The sequence below is a fragment of the Lysinibacillus sp. NPDC094403 genome (assembly GCF_050278745.1).
Classification (GTDB): domain Bacteria; phylum Bacillota; class Bacilli; order Bacillales_A; family Planococcaceae; genus Lysinibacillus.
The window spans coordinates 41,672-56,569 of record NZ_JBNNTL010000006.1; the positions used below are offsets into that span (position 1 = coordinate 41,672).

At 34.3% G+C, this 14,898-nt stretch carries 21 protein-coding genes; 3 read left to right on the forward strand and 18 right to left on the reverse strand.

The features are described from left to right. Nucleotides 1-137: 137 nt before the first annotated feature. A complete protein-coding gene (locus tag ACQKMV_RS11450) occupies nt 138-506 on the forward strand; it encodes a hypothetical protein (RefSeq protein ID WP_427504011.1) in 369 nt (122 codons plus the stop codon). Between the two features lie 108 nt (nt 507-614). On the opposite strand, the gene ACQKMV_RS11455 is transcribed toward ACQKMV_RS11450, so the two are convergent. The 7 genes from ACQKMV_RS11455 to ACQKMV_RS11485 all read right to left on the reverse strand — a co-directional run bounded on the left by ACQKMV_RS11455 (nt 615) and on the right by ACQKMV_RS11485 (nt 4,114). Further along, the gene (locus ACQKMV_RS11455) at nt 615-827 is read right to left on the reverse strand and encodes a hypothetical protein (protein WP_427504012.1); all 213 of its coding nucleotides are present in this window, start codon (nt 825-827) and stop codon (nt 615-617) included. A 30-nt stretch (nt 828-857) separates the two neighbouring features. Beyond that, complete coding sequence (locus tag ACQKMV_RS11460) at nt 858-1,061, reverse strand: helix-turn-helix transcriptional regulator (RefSeq protein ID WP_068985171.1); 204 nt, start codon at nt 1,059-1,061, stop codon at nt 858-860. Nucleotides 1,062-1,073: 12 nt separating this feature from the next. Next, nucleotides 1,074-1,460 carry a hypothetical protein gene (locus ACQKMV_RS11465; RefSeq protein ID WP_427504013.1) on the reverse strand — a complete coding sequence of 129 codons (387 nt, stop codon included), beginning with the start codon at nt 1,458-1,460 and terminating at the stop codon, nt 1,074-1,076. Nucleotides 1,461-1,830: 370 nt separating this feature from the next. Next, complete coding sequence (locus ACQKMV_RS11470; protein WP_427504014.1) at nt 1,831-2,046, reverse strand: hypothetical protein; 216 nt, start codon at nt 2,044-2,046, stop codon at nt 1,831-1,833. Between the two features lie 160 nt (nt 2,047-2,206). Beyond that, nucleotides 2,207-2,737: a GNAT family N-acetyltransferase gene (locus ACQKMV_RS11475; RefSeq protein ID WP_427504015.1), complete on the reverse strand. Its 531-nt coding sequence runs from the start codon at nt 2,735-2,737 to the stop codon at nt 2,207-2,209. A gap of 145 nt (nt 2,738-2,882) precedes the next feature. Further along, on the reverse strand, nt 2,883-3,113 hold the full coding sequence (locus ACQKMV_RS11480) for a hypothetical protein (RefSeq protein WP_427504016.1): 231 nt from the start codon (nt 3,111-3,113) through the stop codon (nt 2,883-2,885). A gap of 134 nt (nt 3,114-3,247) precedes the next feature. Continuing rightward, nucleotides 3,248-4,114, reverse strand: coding sequence for a GNAT family N-acetyltransferase (locus ACQKMV_RS11485; protein ID WP_427504017.1), 867 nt, complete (start codon nt 4,112-4,114; stop codon nt 3,248-3,250). 441 nt (nt 4,115-4,555) lie between these two features. Here ACQKMV_RS11485 and ACQKMV_RS11490 point away from each other — a divergent pair, with 441 nt between their 5' ends. Then, nucleotides 4,556-5,728, forward strand: a complete 1,173-nt coding sequence (locus tag ACQKMV_RS11490) for a multidrug effflux MFS transporter (RefSeq protein WP_427504019.1) — start codon at nt 4,556-4,558, stop codon at nt 5,726-5,728. Between the two features lie 80 nt (nt 5,729-5,808). On the opposite strand, the gene ACQKMV_RS11495 is transcribed toward ACQKMV_RS11490, so the two are convergent. The 3 genes from ACQKMV_RS11495 to ACQKMV_RS11505 form a co-directional block, all read right to left on the reverse strand. Continuing rightward, nucleotides 5,809-6,315, reverse strand: a complete 507-nt coding sequence (locus ACQKMV_RS11495; protein ID WP_427504020.1) for a hypothetical protein — start codon at nt 6,313-6,315, stop codon at nt 5,809-5,811. A 232-nt stretch (nt 6,316-6,547) separates the two neighbouring features. Continuing rightward, nucleotides 6,548-6,991, reverse strand: a complete 444-nt coding sequence (locus ACQKMV_RS11500; protein WP_427504021.1) for a GNAT family N-acetyltransferase — start codon at nt 6,989-6,991, stop codon at nt 6,548-6,550. A gap of 26 nt (nt 6,992-7,017) precedes the next feature. Next, entirely contained in the window at nt 7,018-7,335 is a 318-nt protein-coding gene (locus ACQKMV_RS11505; RefSeq protein ID WP_427424038.1) for a MazG nucleotide pyrophosphohydrolase domain-containing protein, read from the reverse strand. Nucleotides 7,336-7,478: 143 nt separating this feature from the next. Here ACQKMV_RS11505 and ACQKMV_RS11510 point away from each other — a divergent pair, with 143 nt between their 5' ends. Then, complete coding sequence (locus tag ACQKMV_RS11510) at nt 7,479-8,054, forward strand: TIGR00730 family Rossman fold protein (RefSeq protein WP_427504023.1); 576 nt, start codon at nt 7,479-7,481, stop codon at nt 8,052-8,054. 267 nt (nt 8,055-8,321) lie between these two features. On the opposite strand, the gene ACQKMV_RS11515 is transcribed toward ACQKMV_RS11510, so the two are convergent. From ACQKMV_RS11515 to ACQKMV_RS11550, 8 genes are all read right to left on the reverse strand, one after another. Beyond that, nucleotides 8,322-8,972 carry a DUF4085 family protein gene (locus ACQKMV_RS11515; RefSeq protein ID WP_427504024.1) on the reverse strand — a complete coding sequence of 217 codons (651 nt, stop codon included), beginning with the start codon at nt 8,970-8,972 and terminating at the stop codon, nt 8,322-8,324. Between the two features lie 263 nt (nt 8,973-9,235). Continuing rightward, nucleotides 9,236-9,514 (reverse strand): hypothetical protein, encoded by a 279-nt coding sequence (locus tag ACQKMV_RS11520; RefSeq protein WP_427504026.1) that lies wholly within the window; start codon nt 9,512-9,514, stop codon nt 9,236-9,238. Nucleotides 9,515-10,126: 612 nt separating this feature from the next. Next, nucleotides 10,127-10,717: a DUF6241 domain-containing protein gene (locus ACQKMV_RS11525; RefSeq protein ID WP_427504027.1), complete on the reverse strand. Its 591-nt coding sequence runs from the start codon at nt 10,715-10,717 to the stop codon at nt 10,127-10,129. A gap of 442 nt (nt 10,718-11,159) precedes the next feature. Beyond that, on the reverse strand, nt 11,160-11,855 hold the full coding sequence (locus tag ACQKMV_RS11530) for a potassium channel family protein (RefSeq protein WP_427504028.1): 696 nt from the start codon (nt 11,853-11,855) through the stop codon (nt 11,160-11,162). 42 nt (nt 11,856-11,897) lie between these two features. After that, the gene (locus tag ACQKMV_RS11535; RefSeq protein WP_427504029.1) at nt 11,898-12,119 is read right to left on the reverse strand and encodes a hypothetical protein; all 222 of its coding nucleotides are present in this window, start codon (nt 12,117-12,119) and stop codon (nt 11,898-11,900) included. 739 nt (nt 12,120-12,858) lie between these two features. Beyond that, a complete protein-coding gene (locus tag ACQKMV_RS11540; protein WP_427504030.1) occupies nt 12,859-13,212 on the reverse strand; it encodes a type II toxin-antitoxin system RelE family toxin in 354 nt (117 codons plus the stop codon). 14 nt (nt 13,213-13,226) lie between these two features. After that, nucleotides 13,227-13,583 carry a type II toxin-antitoxin system Phd/YefM family antitoxin gene (locus tag ACQKMV_RS11545; RefSeq protein WP_427504031.1) on the reverse strand — a complete coding sequence of 119 codons (357 nt, stop codon included), beginning with the start codon at nt 13,581-13,583 and terminating at the stop codon, nt 13,227-13,229. A gap of 687 nt (nt 13,584-14,270) precedes the next feature. Continuing rightward, nucleotides 14,271-14,879 (reverse strand): HAD family hydrolase, encoded by a 609-nt coding sequence (locus ACQKMV_RS11550; protein ID WP_427504033.1) that lies wholly within the window; start codon nt 14,877-14,879, stop codon nt 14,271-14,273. Nucleotides 14,880-14,898 lie beyond the last annotated feature (19 nt).

A 14,898-nucleotide genomic window follows, 5' to 3' on the forward strand; every position in this document is an offset into this window, starting at 1 on the left:
GGTAAGAATAATAGTTTGAGTACAACAAAATATGGTTAGTCAGCATTATCGTTGTTATAGACATTTAAGAGGAAAAATTCATGAATCATTTTCACGAAATAATTAATAAACAATTCATTTTTTAAGGAGTAATTAAAATGGAGAAAAACAAGAAAGTTATTATAATAAACAGCATATTAGTAGGATCTATCATTTTAAATCTTTTTATTTTCACTTCACGTATGCGCTTTTTCCCTTGGTTTATTGAAGATGCATGGGGATATTTAGGAGTATTCCTTACAGCGCCAATTTTAATAGGTATTTATTTCATCCTAAGAAATTATCACAAGTTACAATTAGTCACAAATATCAATAAGGTAATACCATTATTTGTTGCAGTAACATCATTGATTATTGTATTTATGCCAACAAATGACTTTTTAAATATTGTTGGCCTTGTCATTAACGTAACTATGGTATTTTTAGCAGCTGTTTCCCTATTCAATCAAAAAGAAATGGCGCTTTAAACAAAATATAGACCTTAATAAGCACAAAATAACCAGGTACTCATTAATAAAGTGAGTCCTGGTTATTTGTTTAAATGTATTTAATCGAACGATTGGTTGCTTTTGGAATTACCCGAACAATAAAATAGCTACCCCTAAAATTACACAAACAATTCCACCTAAAAATTGTCCGATTCCAGATGCTTCCCCCATTAATAACAGATTAAAAATATTTTTGCTTTTTTGACTCTTTCCAAAAAGACCATCATCTGTTTTCATTCGATAAACTCCCCAAGCAGTTAAAACAATCCCAAAAATAGTAAAAATACTTGCTGCTAACATATTAAATAATCTCCTTATTTGTTAATCTTCTTATTTGTCATTTTCATCAAAAATAAAAACTTCCTCTATCGACTGATTGAAAATCGATGCAATTTTATATGCAAGTAATACAGAAGGATTATACTTCTGATTCTCGAGTGAAATAATCGTTCTTGACGATACACTTACACGATCAGCCAATTCTTGTTGAGTTAAATTATGCTGCTTTCTTAAATCTCGTACTCTATTCTCCATATTCGTCCTCCTTTAAAGGACTCGTTCATAGAAAAATTTCGTTACAATATTGAGGATGAAAAGCGCGAGTAATAATAGTAAAAGAACTGCTTTTACAGATAATACAATAAAATTACTCAAAAACAGCAAAATTATTATTAATGAACTTATGCATTGCATAGCTATATTGGCAGCTTGTCCTTCAATAAGAGCATCTCTTTCATCATACTCTTTCGATAAATCATCCTCTTTTTCCGATTTTCTTAAATAAATCGTTATCGATGCAATCAAAATAATAGTACCAGCAATGAAAAGATAGATAGCTGACATCTTATCTGTTGGATTCATCAAAAGACTAGTAACACCTAATATTATTGCAATGAATGATGTTAATAATCTTTGAAATAACTTTCGTTTCAAAACAATACTCCCCTCTAAAATATGAAGTTTACTTCATGTGAAGTTTAGTTCATGTTAACTTCTTTTTTTAAAAAAATCAAGTTAAATATTTGCTAAATAATGAAATTTTTATTAAAAACTCTAAAAAACTCACCAAATCATCAACACACCATGTTTAACAATGAGGAGAAAATAGAGTTGAGTTTTCATCATTATCGAATGTAAATCAAAGCACGTACATAAACAAAAATATATTAAGTACTCAGATTTAGCATTCATTATTAGAAATTTTATGGATGTGGAAAAAATTTAAGATCAATCATATTACATGAAGCTCAACAAAAAAACTCATGCAATTAATTATTTTATGCATGAGTTTATCTTATTTAATTTATTTTGAATCTACTGACTGGATAATATTTAGCTCAATTATCCGAATTTCCCTATTTAGCTTAGCAATTGCTACTTCTATTTGTTCAAAGCGTTCCAAATGACTTTTACTGACATTGTGCGTGGGCATCGCTTCTTTTAACGCTGCCTTTCCTGCATATAGATTTTCAAGTAAATCCAGCTTCTCAAAATAAGCTGTGCTACATTGTATCCCCATTTCACAAAGCTCCTTACTGTTACTTTTTCACTACTAATAAAAATCGATGTCTTCACTAGCACTATAACCGAAAAAAGCAAGCACAAAACCAGGTCTTAGTTATCATTTATTATCCATTACCGTTGGTTAAGGGAATTTACTCTTAAGAGAAAGTAATTCTTTATCTATTCTTTAAAATGGAATAAACAAATGTATCGTGTGCCTGTCCATTTTGATACATATAATCTCTAAGAATTCCTTCCTGTTGAAAACCAATTTTGGTAAGCAGCTTATTCGAGGCTTCATTTTCAATAAATACAACAGCACCTATACGAGTTAGCTCCATGTGCTCAAAGCCATACGACACAATTTCAGTGACCGCCTCTTGAGTATATCCTTTTCTCCAATAATCAGGATGAATTTCATAACCGATTTCTGCTCGTCTATGTATAGGCGACCAAACGTTAAAACCAATTGTCCCGATTATCTCCTTTGTTTCCTTTCTTTCAATCCCCCATCTTATTCCTCTTTTTAAAGCAAAGTTCTTTGAAAATAATTCCACTAAATTTTCTGCTTGCTGTATCTCTTTAAATGGCTCTTGTCCATAGTAGCGTGTGACTTCTTCATTAGAAAAGCAATTAAAAATGCTTTGCGCATCATCCTCCGTCAGCTCTCTTAAAATAAGTCTTTCTGTCTCTAAGTTTGGAAACATTTGATTCTCCTCCTTTAATTTCTCTATTCTCCGCACTTCCATTAAAATCCTTTTTTTAAAAAGCACACCCAATAAAAAGTGTGCTCAGCTTGTCGACAAAAGAATACATATAAATTAAGACGTATCAACAAACAAAGGTTGATTTTCACTCCGAGTTGGCGCTTTCGCTTTCCGCGGGCTTGGCTTCAATCTCCTCGTCACTACATTCCTGTGGGGCTTTCAGCGCAAGCTCATCCCGCAGGAGTCGCCACTCTCCGTGAAAAATCAACGATTCTTCATCATAAGTGACAAGCTGAAACAAAATAGTAATATAGCAATGATTAAAATGCTCAAACAGGACTCTCACCACATAGTCTTCAGGAGTAAAACGAAACAATTTCGATGCTCCTCACAAAATGCTAAACGGTGTCTGTCGATTAAATTTCTATAAAGCTTTATACGAACAAAGTAGTGTTTGTCTACTGCCTTAGCACACCCAATAAAAAGTGTGCTCACTTTGTTTAAGTGATTTTATCCAAAAATTTGAGCGGCTATGGCAAATAGCGTATTATTTCTAGTCGGCATTTTTTCAGTATGAAGAATCATAACGGGAGGTGTATTTGCCTCTGTAAAACCACTCTGTTCTAACCATTTTATAAATTCTGCATGACCAGAGGGTACATCAATTCTTAATTTTCCATTATGGTCTTGCGCTAAAATATTAATTATGAGACTGGCTGTTTTAGAATCAGTTGCTATGATTGGACCTAAAATAAGATTGATAGGACCTAAAATGGACAACCCAAAGCCTATAATATTTCCATCATGATCTTTCACAACAATACAATGCTTAGATTGGTTTATTCTATTCCTTAGAAAATTACTTCTTTTATCTCCGAAAGCAGCAGCATCTAAACTAACCACATCATCAAAGTCACTCTCATTAAAACCTTCAATTGTATGTTCATTAGAAGTTATGTTAAGAGCACCGACATAATTGTCAGCCAAATATTTATGTACATAATCTACAGTGGCAAAGCCCATTTTCTTATATAACGGTTCACCGTCTTTCGTTGCGACGAGCATAATTTCTGTATGTTCTGAAACACTTTCAATACATTTTTGAGTAGCTAATTTCCCTAAACCGAGCCCTCTGTAATTTTCATGGACAATGACCATACCAATCGAAGCTAAATGTGTATCATATGTGATAATGGCCGCACTTGAAACAATTTCCCCCTCAGCATTTTTGTGCCCAAATATTTTGCCTGACATCATCACCGTTCTAATTTCGAATTCATCATAATCCCACCCGACTGAGTCAGAAAGGGCAATTAATCCCGGAATATCATTTGCATCGAATAATACTAACTGTAACTGACTATGATATGTAGTCATTTATTTACCCCCCAAAAAAAGAACATTTGTTTCCATTTTATATGCATTTTCTATTATATACAAGTTGAAGTTACAAAAAATTTAAACTTATTTTTATAGGGGTTGATTTCCGTTCCAGCTGAGCGCTTTGTTGTCCCCAAGGAGTCGTCCAGCCTCCACTCCAATCAACTTTCATACATGGTATATGTATTAACAAAAATCACTCAAACTTTATATTATTTTCTATAATTTCAATATAAGTTGAAAATATTCCTATACAAGTCTTCTAAATACAGAAAATATCTTTATAATAGAAGCTAGACTATGCACTCCTACTTTAAGCATATTTAGGTGATTGAAAATGACATCTTATGAACGAATACTTATAATGGTCCCGCCGTTTCCCTAGCTACGTCTACTCTTTTCTAAAGAAGTAGATTTTGCTTGTAGGAGGGCAATAAGTTGAAAAAACATGTAGCGCCATCTTTACTATTAATGATTGTTCTTGTAGCTTTTCCACAGATTAGCGAGACAATCTATACACCATCTCTACCTGATCTTTCAGACGCTTTGAATGTCTCCAATAGCGCTGTTCAGTTAACCTTAAGTATTTATTTTATAGGGTTTGCTATTGGTGTCTTTTGTTGGGGATGGTTTTCTGACTTTATTGGACGAAGACCGGCTATGCTAGGCGGTTTAATTTTTTATAGTATTGGAAGTTTCATGTGTTTGTACGCCGAAACTATCACTTTTCTATTAGTTAGTAGATTCATACAAGCTTTTGGGGCGGCGACGGGCTCGATAATTACTCAAACCATTTTGCGAGAAAGCGTGTCTAGCAGTAAAAGGCATGCGATGTTTGCCCAAATTTCTGCAGCGATTGCCTTTACGCCTGCAGTAGGGCCGCTGATTGGTGGCTGGGTTGATCAAGCACTTGGCTTTAGAGCTGTTTTCTTTGTGCTCGTTGCGATGAGTATTTTGTTGTTTATCTACGCTTATTTCAGACTTCCTGAAACAACAGATAAATCAATGAGAAAAAGAATTGCTATTTTCCCAGTTGTAAAACGTATTATTTCATCACCAAGAGTTCTAGTATTTGGATTGCTGATTGGTGGGATAAATGGCGTGTTATTCAGTTACTATGCTGAAGCTCCCTTTATCTTTATTGACCATTTCAATTTATCACCAGGACTTTATGGATTTCTTGGCATAATCGTGGCTCTTGCTTCTATTATTGGTGCCATGATTTCTAAAAGACTCGTCAACAACTATCAGCCAGAAAAAGTAATTCATCTCGGTTGTTTTGTGATGACAGTTGGAGCTTTATTACTACTAATCATCAGTTCTTTACCATTGCCTAATATTGTCTTATTAACGGGCATTTTAGTTACCATTTTTATTACCTTATTAGGATCAGGAATTGCTCTACCTAATTGTTTAAGCCTTGCGCTTGTTAACTTTCAAGATGTTAGCGGGACAGCTGGCGCGATTTTCAGCTTAGGCTATTACTTATTAGTAAGCTTCATAACGTCAGGTATGAGTTTCCTGCATAATGGTTCATTGCCTATTATGCCACTATATTTTTTCATCCTATCGATGATACTGTTATTCTTCGGAAGAAGGTTTATTGTGTAAAATATTGTAGCGGGAATATATATAATCAATAGCACTTCCTTTATCGGCCACCCTATATATCTATTAGGGTGGCTGCTTCTTTACTGAAAATAATAATTAACTACTTCTTCAGCCGAATGAAAAATAATATTGCTTTGAGTTTTATAAATAAACTTAGGTGAAGTACAAGCTTTTTCGAGACTTTTTGCGTACTTTAATGTATCGGTCATTTGCTCAATAATCTCAGCGTAGCCGTCAAGATTATTGGAGATTTTCGGCATCATAGTATTCGAAATGTCTAAAACAATAGAAACTTGATCTTCCGCATAACTATTTAAATTAATGAAAAAGCACTCCTCCAAATCTTTCGAATGCTTATCAATATTAATAACTGCTTCACTATATTGTGCAATCAGTCCAGTAGATGTCACTGTAATCGTAAAGCATTGTTCGGTTAGTTTTTTTTTAATGGCATCTAACAATTTATTGACTTCCGCATCCATTTTAGGCGTTACAGTTGTCTGTATTAAATTATCACAATTTTGATGAATGGTATCAATTTCTGCCTGCTTATCAACAAGTAATTTAAAGTTTGATATCGAGTACACACTAAATCTCCCCTTTATTATAAGTTTGACATCAGGGAGTTTTTTTAGTCATTTTTCAGCCATATATTTTTAAAACAATGATCTTATTTAGGAGAGATTACGTCAAGGGTAGTCACAAGAACTGGGGAAACTTAAAATAGATTGGTCTGTTGGTTAATATTGAGCATTCGTGGATATGTATAGATATAACAAAAGGCTGTCACAATGAGATAATCAGACAGCCTTTCTAAACTTAAAGTAATTGTTTTACCATTGTATAATAGCTACTTCCAGGCGGATAATCTTTTATTTCACCTACAACCTCATAGCCTCTCGCCTCATAAAACGTACGTGCTTGAAAGTCATATGTAGTTAGCAATGCCTTCGTTGCTCCCATTTGCTTGGCTGTTTCTTCAGCTTTCGCCAGTAACTTTCCGCCAATGCCTTTTCCACGGTATTCTTCACTAAACCAAAACTTGTTGATTTCTATCCATCCCCAATATACCTCTGCAGTGATGCCGCCTATCCATTGCTGTTGATGATCGGTTACGATTAAGTTTAACGGACGAACAGAACCCTTTTGTCTACTTTCTTTATGATACGGTGAATGCTCATCGTTGTACTCTCTAATCTTTGTATTTAAAAACGTAGTAAAGTCATCGTGATTTTCTAATAATATCTCAACTTGATAATCCATATGAATCCCCCTTTCCATATGTATTTCTATGCTTTATAACGCTCCATTAGCTTTTCCTGATGAGTTGAAAAAATTTCTTCAAGTGAAATATCATATTTATTTGCTATTACTATAATATTCCCTAAAACATCTCCAAGCTCCTCTACTAATTCTTGCTTATTTTCCTCATATGTTTGAATCTTTTCATCTGGTCTATCCCTACCAATTTCCAACGCTCGTATCGCTCTTGCTACTTCCCCAGTTTCTTCTGCTAGAAAGCCAATACGTGTAAAAATACTTAAATCAGACCAACCACGTGTATCATAGTAATCTTTCACCCATTTTTGAAACTCATTTAATTCCATTTCTATTTCCTCCATTTCTTTCCTATCAAAATTAAATTATACTATAAAAGTGAAATGTGAATCAGTGGGGTTTTTTCATCCCCCGCTTAAGGTTCACTACCCGTTAATGCGGAAAAAAAGTTATCAGATATGGAGGAACAATGATGGATAGTATTGCAGTATTTTGCGGATCAAGCATCGGTGCTTCTGAGGCATATAAAGAAGGAGCTATTCTTCTAGGAAAAGAATTAGCAAAACGTAATATTACCTTAATTTATGGCGGAGCGAGTGTAGGCGTGATGGGAACAGTTGCTGACACGGTTCTTCGTGAAGGTGGCAAGGTAATTGGGGTTATTCCAAAGTTACTAGAGGAACGTGAAATTTCTCATAAGCATTTAACAGAGCTAATTGTCGTCAATTCTATGCATGAGCGCAAAAGCAAAATGATGGAACTAGCTGATGGCTTTATTGCTTTACCTGGAGGACCTGGTACGTTAGAAGAATTTTTTGAAGTATTCACTTGGAATCAAATCGGCCTTCTTCAAAAGCCTTGCGGTATTTTAAATATCAATCATTATTACGATCTACTCATTGGGTTATTTGACCATATGCAAAACGAACAATTTTTACAAGCTCAATCTCGTAATGCACTACTTGTAGATGAAGACGTTGCAGCGCTTTTGGATAAATGTGCAGCGTATGTCTCTCCTGCAGTTAAAACATATCAAACTAATAAATGAATAGATTGATAAAAGTAGCTTGCAATTATAGGATGTAATGGATTTAATAAAAATTTTTTACTATCTTACATACTCAAAAAAACAGCTGAAACATATGAATTCAGCTGTTTTTCATGTTGAATTGGGGTGTTATTTTAAATTCACATAGCATGTATCTATAGGGCAACAAATGCTTTTATACATAAAAAGTTTGAACATATTTAAGATTTATTCTTGACCGAAGCCACCATTACTAAGTACATTCCTTCACGACTTCACGATCTATTTTTATAGTGTCTCAATCTTTAATTCCCTAGCTCGTATCATTAATTCAGAAAGTGGATAGTCAAATAATACGTGTAATTCAAACCCTGTTTCAGTTTTATAGATTTCATTATATAGCCACCAAGAACCTTCTAATTGTTCTGGAATCAAACATTTCTCGACATCACTAAAAGTTAGTTTTACATTTGTGTCATACCAACCTATACTTGTCCCAGCTATAATAAGCGTAATTGTAGATTCAGATGCAGAGAAAGATAATACTTCTCCATCGTGTAATGATTTTTTATGTATTTCAAGTACTTGAGATGGTAGCTTCTCTTTTATTTCTTCAAATTGTTCCATATACTGTTTACTTAAATCGTGACTACGACTTTGATAATTTTCATTCCACTCTTCAGCCATTTTTCTTAATTCTTTAGATGGATATCCAGTTTTTAGAGAGCCATCAAAAATATATGGATGAAATGACACTGGAAGAAATGTTAATAAATCATCTTTTCGCCATTCCAACTCTGCTTGTAAAATTTCAATATAGCTTGTCCCATCTTCGTATTTCCAATTTAAACGTTCTTCCCAATCTTCTTTAGAATCAGGAAAAGTTAAAAAACCATAGACTTGCATTTCACGATACCAATTTTGAGTGAAATATTTCAATTATAAATCCCCATTCATTAAATAATAAGGCTGTTGCTTTAGCCAAAAAGTAAATATTGTAATACTATAATGACATAAAAGGAATTAAACGGTCATTGTATAAAGGATTGAATATGATAAATTAGGCTCTTCACCAAAACGTGTGGTTGATTTCCGTTCCGACTGGGCGCTTTTATCGCTGCCGCTTCGCTTTCGCACAGAGCAGAGCTTCCTAGGGGCGTCCGATGAGCCACTTCAATCAACTAATATACAGGGCATATTTTTTAAAAAATTTCATCCACAACTTTTGGTGATGAACCATAAATTAGAAATAACAACCAACTTTCAGGGAGGCGAACCCAAATTAATAAATATAGTGTTCTTTCACTTACTACTTTAGTAATCTTCGTTGTTATGTTTTTTACAGTGTGGAATGGAGTGTCGTTAGGAGCATTTGGTAAACCATATATTCTTTCAATGTTTTTGTTCCCATTATTAGGAGCTTTTTTAGGATTCAAAGCAAAAAAAGGTTTATTAAAATGGCTACTAATAATACTTAACATTATTGCAATCTGTGTCATCGGGTATATTTTATTACTTGCTTACGGTATTGCCGAAAGCTAATTAAAACAAGATGGGTAGCATTTTCGCTATCCTCTTTTTTTATTCCTTACTAAGTTGCCCTTAAAGAATTGACAGTAGTATAGTTCGATTTTTGACACGCTGAAATAAGCATTTGCTCTTTCAACTAACCCGTACTGTTCATTTAAGTACATTTTTTATCAATCTTCATCTTCATTTTAACATAAATATCCAACAATAAGCAGTTCGACCACCTTTTTTGGTGCCCGAACCATTTCCGCAAGTTGTGCTGTTGTAACATCAACCGTTCGAGTTGTTGAATAAAGTCCCATTGTATTTCCCCTATTTGTTTGTGTTATTTGTTTTGTTAGCTAACACTATATAAAGGGAAATTTTGATTCGATTTAACAACCTCTTTTAAAAAAATTTTATTCATGCTAATACATATTGACTAGAAGGCAGTAATAGCAAAGAATAAACTCTTGTCATTACTGCCTTTTCTATGAAATAACTATTTATTCTGCTTATTCATTAAGGATTTAACAAAAACTTCAAATAGCAAAAAACATAATTTATTTTCGTTTTTCTGTCGATCAAAAGACTTCGTCTACCTCTTTTGCGAAGACTTGGAATATATAGTCTCTTTCTTGATCCTCTGAAGCAATACCTGTCGCTGCACCTTCAGGCAGTTTCCCCCCTTGCATACGCATCAAAACATTATGGTCATCATCAACAATTGAAAAATCACCTTTTTTCCAACGTTTTAATATATCTAGATACGTTTCATGGCGCTCATAGTTATCTTTGTTTTCTTCTATCATCTGTATTAAAATGTTGATTCTTTCTGGCGTAATCATAATAGAACCTTCTTTCATTTCAGCGATAATCTTTTGGTGCGCCATCTCTTGAATCACTTCTTCTACTAGATTGCCAACGAAGGGTTCATCTCCACTTTTCCATTCATCAATCCTCTTGGAAAAAGTAGGATTTTCCCATCCCATGCCGCTCGTATCCACCGTCGATACGAATTTTATTTTTTCATCTTCTTTTGAACCATTCTCTAATTCGTTCTCAGCACGTTCAGACACTTCTTTTTCATAGTTCTTTTCCATAACAAAAAACGTACCACCTATACTCAACAACGCCGTTAAAATAACTAAACCTAAAACATGTTTCCACTTCATTTCTCCACCCCTCGAATTACCAGTTTCAACCAAATTATCATATAGACTCCATTATGTAAACACCAACAAAAAACTTTATACATTCCCATACAGAACGAGTTTACATTACAACTGAATTAGGCAGTAACGACAAAGGACAAACCCTTGTCGTTACTGCCTTTTCGATTAAATCACTAATTATTATATATACAGAATTTTATACATGGTTGATTCGAGAGTGTTTTTTGGCTAGATCATCAGCTGCAGCTTGAATAAAATACTGCATACTGATTCTTGTTTCTTTTTTAATTTCGAACTAAAGTCTATGCACAAAATATTATTAAAATAAGCATTCATCCAGGTAACCCAAAAAACGTTCAAAGGTGAATTAAGGGATTTCTGAAAACAAACCTCTGTTAAATAGAATGTGGGCGCTTCCGATGGATAACCCTTTAGCGTATATTTATAATTTCCTTTTCAAGAATAACTGGATAAACTCTATATCCTCTTTTGTTATGTCTTCAATCTCATCAATCGACTGAATTATTTTCATAACTTGCTTATCTCGAGAATCTTTAGGTTTATTACTAAAATAATTAGTAACTGCAGATGTGAATATAGCGATAATCCCAATCCCTACCATTAGTAATAGAGCAGCCATTAATCGACCTAATGCGGTAACAGGCGCAATATCTCCATATCCAACTGTAGTTATTGTAATTAAACCCCACCACAACGCTTCAGCGTAAGTTTCAATCGCCGGTTCAACTATAGCAATCGGTATTGGTATGACAAATAACATTGCGACAGCAAACTTGAAAGCTTTGTCTAGTCCATTCGTTTTTAACACCGCATAATAAGGTTTTAAATAACGAGAACTGATGCCAAGTAATTGAAGCAGTTTAAATATACGGACGAGCCTAGCTGCTCTTAAAAGGGAATCGAAAGGAATTATAGCTACTAACTCTAAGGGATGTTTCTTTACATAGTGCCACTTGTTTTCTGCTCGTACAAAACGAACACAGTAATCCACTACGAATATGAGCCAAATAGTTTGTTGAAAAATCACAAATCGTTTATCAAACATAAGAGCAAGTGCTACTGAGATAAGGATTAAAACAATCATAAAAATTTCATATGTAATTACAAGCTTTTTCACTAAATCGACCGCCTATATCAAATAATTTAATAGTCATATATTTCATATTATACCAGGTGTGTTGATTAACCATTTTAATCCACTCTTATTAATTTGAAGGCTCTGATTTCCGCTACGGGCTACTCGCTTTGTCGCTGACGCTTCGCTTTCGCGCAGAGCAAGGCTTCCTGCGGGCGAGCGTCGAGCCGCTTCCTTCGCTAGTGTTGTTGCTGTCGTTGCACTTTCGCACAGATAAAACATTGCTGCCGCTACGTTAGCACTCACGCTTTCGCACAGAAAACATCCGCTCCGTGCAGGGTCTCGTCTGTCTCGCTTTCCCGCGGGAGTCGAGTAGCCCTACGCTACAATCAGTTAAAAATGGAAATATATTAGCAAAATGGCAACAAAAAAACCTTTTATATCTCAATAATAAACCTATTTTTTTCCTAATCAACACGCCTGATTTCATATTATACTTCTAAATCCAAATTGCATTTGGCACGGGCTCTGCAAGGCTATGTCTGCGTCCGCCGAAGCACGATGGTGCAGTCTGCTCCTGTTGGATATTTTATTGGTTTCAAACCCTTTTTGCATATTAAAGAATCACTGCTTTCAATTCTTCAATAGTCATTTCCTCATACTGTTTATCAAATGCTCTCTGCTTCTTTGATAATGCCGTTGTATGTAAGGTCATAAATCAATTTTTCTAGCACTCAATGTACTTTGCCACCAGGATAATCTCCTTAGGTTGCCTACAAAACTTTTAAAATGTCTTGAATTTCAATTAAATTATCAATAATGTAATCCGCTTCAACACTTTGCCATCCATCATTTCTTTTCCAAATAGCCACCATTTTAACGTTCCGCCATACTCTCTTGGTGTGCATACAGAAAATGACCGCTTCAAGTATTCGGTAAACTGGAAGTCATTACTCAATTCGAGGGACAAATTTGGTCCTCACTTTTTTAAAATAGAGAATGCATAAAAAAAGCTACCACGCACAGAACGTAGTAGCAACTGTTTTTACTGTATTGTAGTACCTGCTGTTTTACGTTTTTGGATACGTTCATAGGCGTCTCGATACACTTCTTCGTCGTCTCTATCGCCAATAGAAACTATTTCTGTAATTTCAACTACATCATTGGTTACTCGATAAACAATGCGAATACCGATTTGTCTTAACTTTACTTTGCGGTAACCCGTTAAATCAATGTTTCGTTTTTTTCCTAGTGGTTCGCCAATTTCACTCCCACGTACTTCTATTTTTTCAAGTGCTTTTGAAACAAATTTTTTCTGATGACCATCTAAGTTTTTCCACTCATGCGTGGCTTCATCATAAAACTCTAAATTGCTAAATAAAACTTCTAAAGACTCCACTGGCAATCCGACTCCTATTCAAATAATTCTTCGTCAGATATATCCCAGTCCTTTGCAGATTTGACTATAGTACGGTCTTCTTCAGTAGCAAACTCGTCAAATTTGTATGTCTTTACTCCTTCTGTTTCTGCTTTTTGAATTCGTGAAATAGCCTTCAATTCAAAAATCTCATCTTCAAGCATACGAATTACTTCTTGAATTTGCTGATACTGTTCAATCGAAATAATTACAGAGTCGGGCTTGTTGTTTTCCAAAATCAAACGAGGTGAAAGTTTTGCTTTTTTTCGCAAAGCAGAAAAATTACGAGCCGCTTCAGAAGCTGCAACTAACTGTTCAATACCGAAAGTATGACGTTTTACTCCTTCTCCCATAGTGCTTCTCCTTCCAAACATCAACAATGGCGTGCTTAAAGTTTATTAGTGTCTTAATGTTTTATAGTTTTTATAAGTTGTTTAGTTTTTACAAATTTATAAGGATTTAGTTTTTTTAAAAGGGTCTAAATGTTTTTGAAATATTTTCTGCCATTGCACACTAATGATGCTAATTACATTATATATTATGTTGAATGTTGTGTAAAATGATACATACAATGTAACATAAAATGAAATAAAATACTTTTTTTGAATGAAAGTAACATTCTAAACTAAGATGAATTTTTGAAAACATTGAACGTAAATAGGAACAGTGCATTTTTAGGATGGTGAATTTAGTAAGGTATGATGTAAAATTCATGAAGGGTATACCATATAGAAAAAGAGGTTTCGTAAACAAAATTGACTGAAGATTACATTGGATGATGAGGCTATGGCCACTATTAAGGATGAAGTTAAAAAGCAGATTGAAGAGTATGTATGACAAGACCTTATTCTTTGTGATATCGATGAGTTGGCACGCTTAACTTGTTTGAGTAAATCATACTTAGATGATTGTTTTCTTAGTGATCCAAGAGTGAGACGATATCAACGTCGCAGCGGACCTAAAGGAAAACGATTCTGGATTTACAAGCCTACGATAGAAGCGATAAAATACATAGTAAACCATGAATGGGAAATATAAAGTTACACGGGCAGAGTGTAGTTGATTGGGGGTAAGTGGAGGAAACTCGGCTTATTCCCTACTTTTTTAGCAGCTTCCACATCATTGAAAGGATGATCCCCTATGTACATACTTTCGTTTGCTGACACCCCTAGTTTGGATAGTGCTCGATGAAATATTTCAGCATTCGGCTTTTTGATGCCTTCCCATTCAGAAATAAGAATCACGTCAAAATTATCTTCAACCTTTAATGCCCGTATATTATCTAATTGAAATTGCCCATAACCATTTGTAATCAAGCCAAGTTTTAAGCCTAGCTTTTTCAAATTGTGCAACATGCTATGCAAATTTACAAATGGAACACAATAATGCTTAAATTCCCGTAGGTAATCCTCTAACATTACTTTTGGAGATAACTCAATAGAAAATTCTTCGCTTAATTGCTGATAGACTTTATCTTTCCATACATAGCCACGATTATCCAGCTCAATAAAGCGTTGAACATAGTTTTCTTTTAAAATATGTGATAGATTCGGCTTTAATCGCTCGTATTGCTGTTCAATAAATGATCGAACTGAACTATCACGATCTAACAATGTTCCATCTAAATCAAAAATCACCGCTCGAATCATTAGTATGCATCCCCTAATT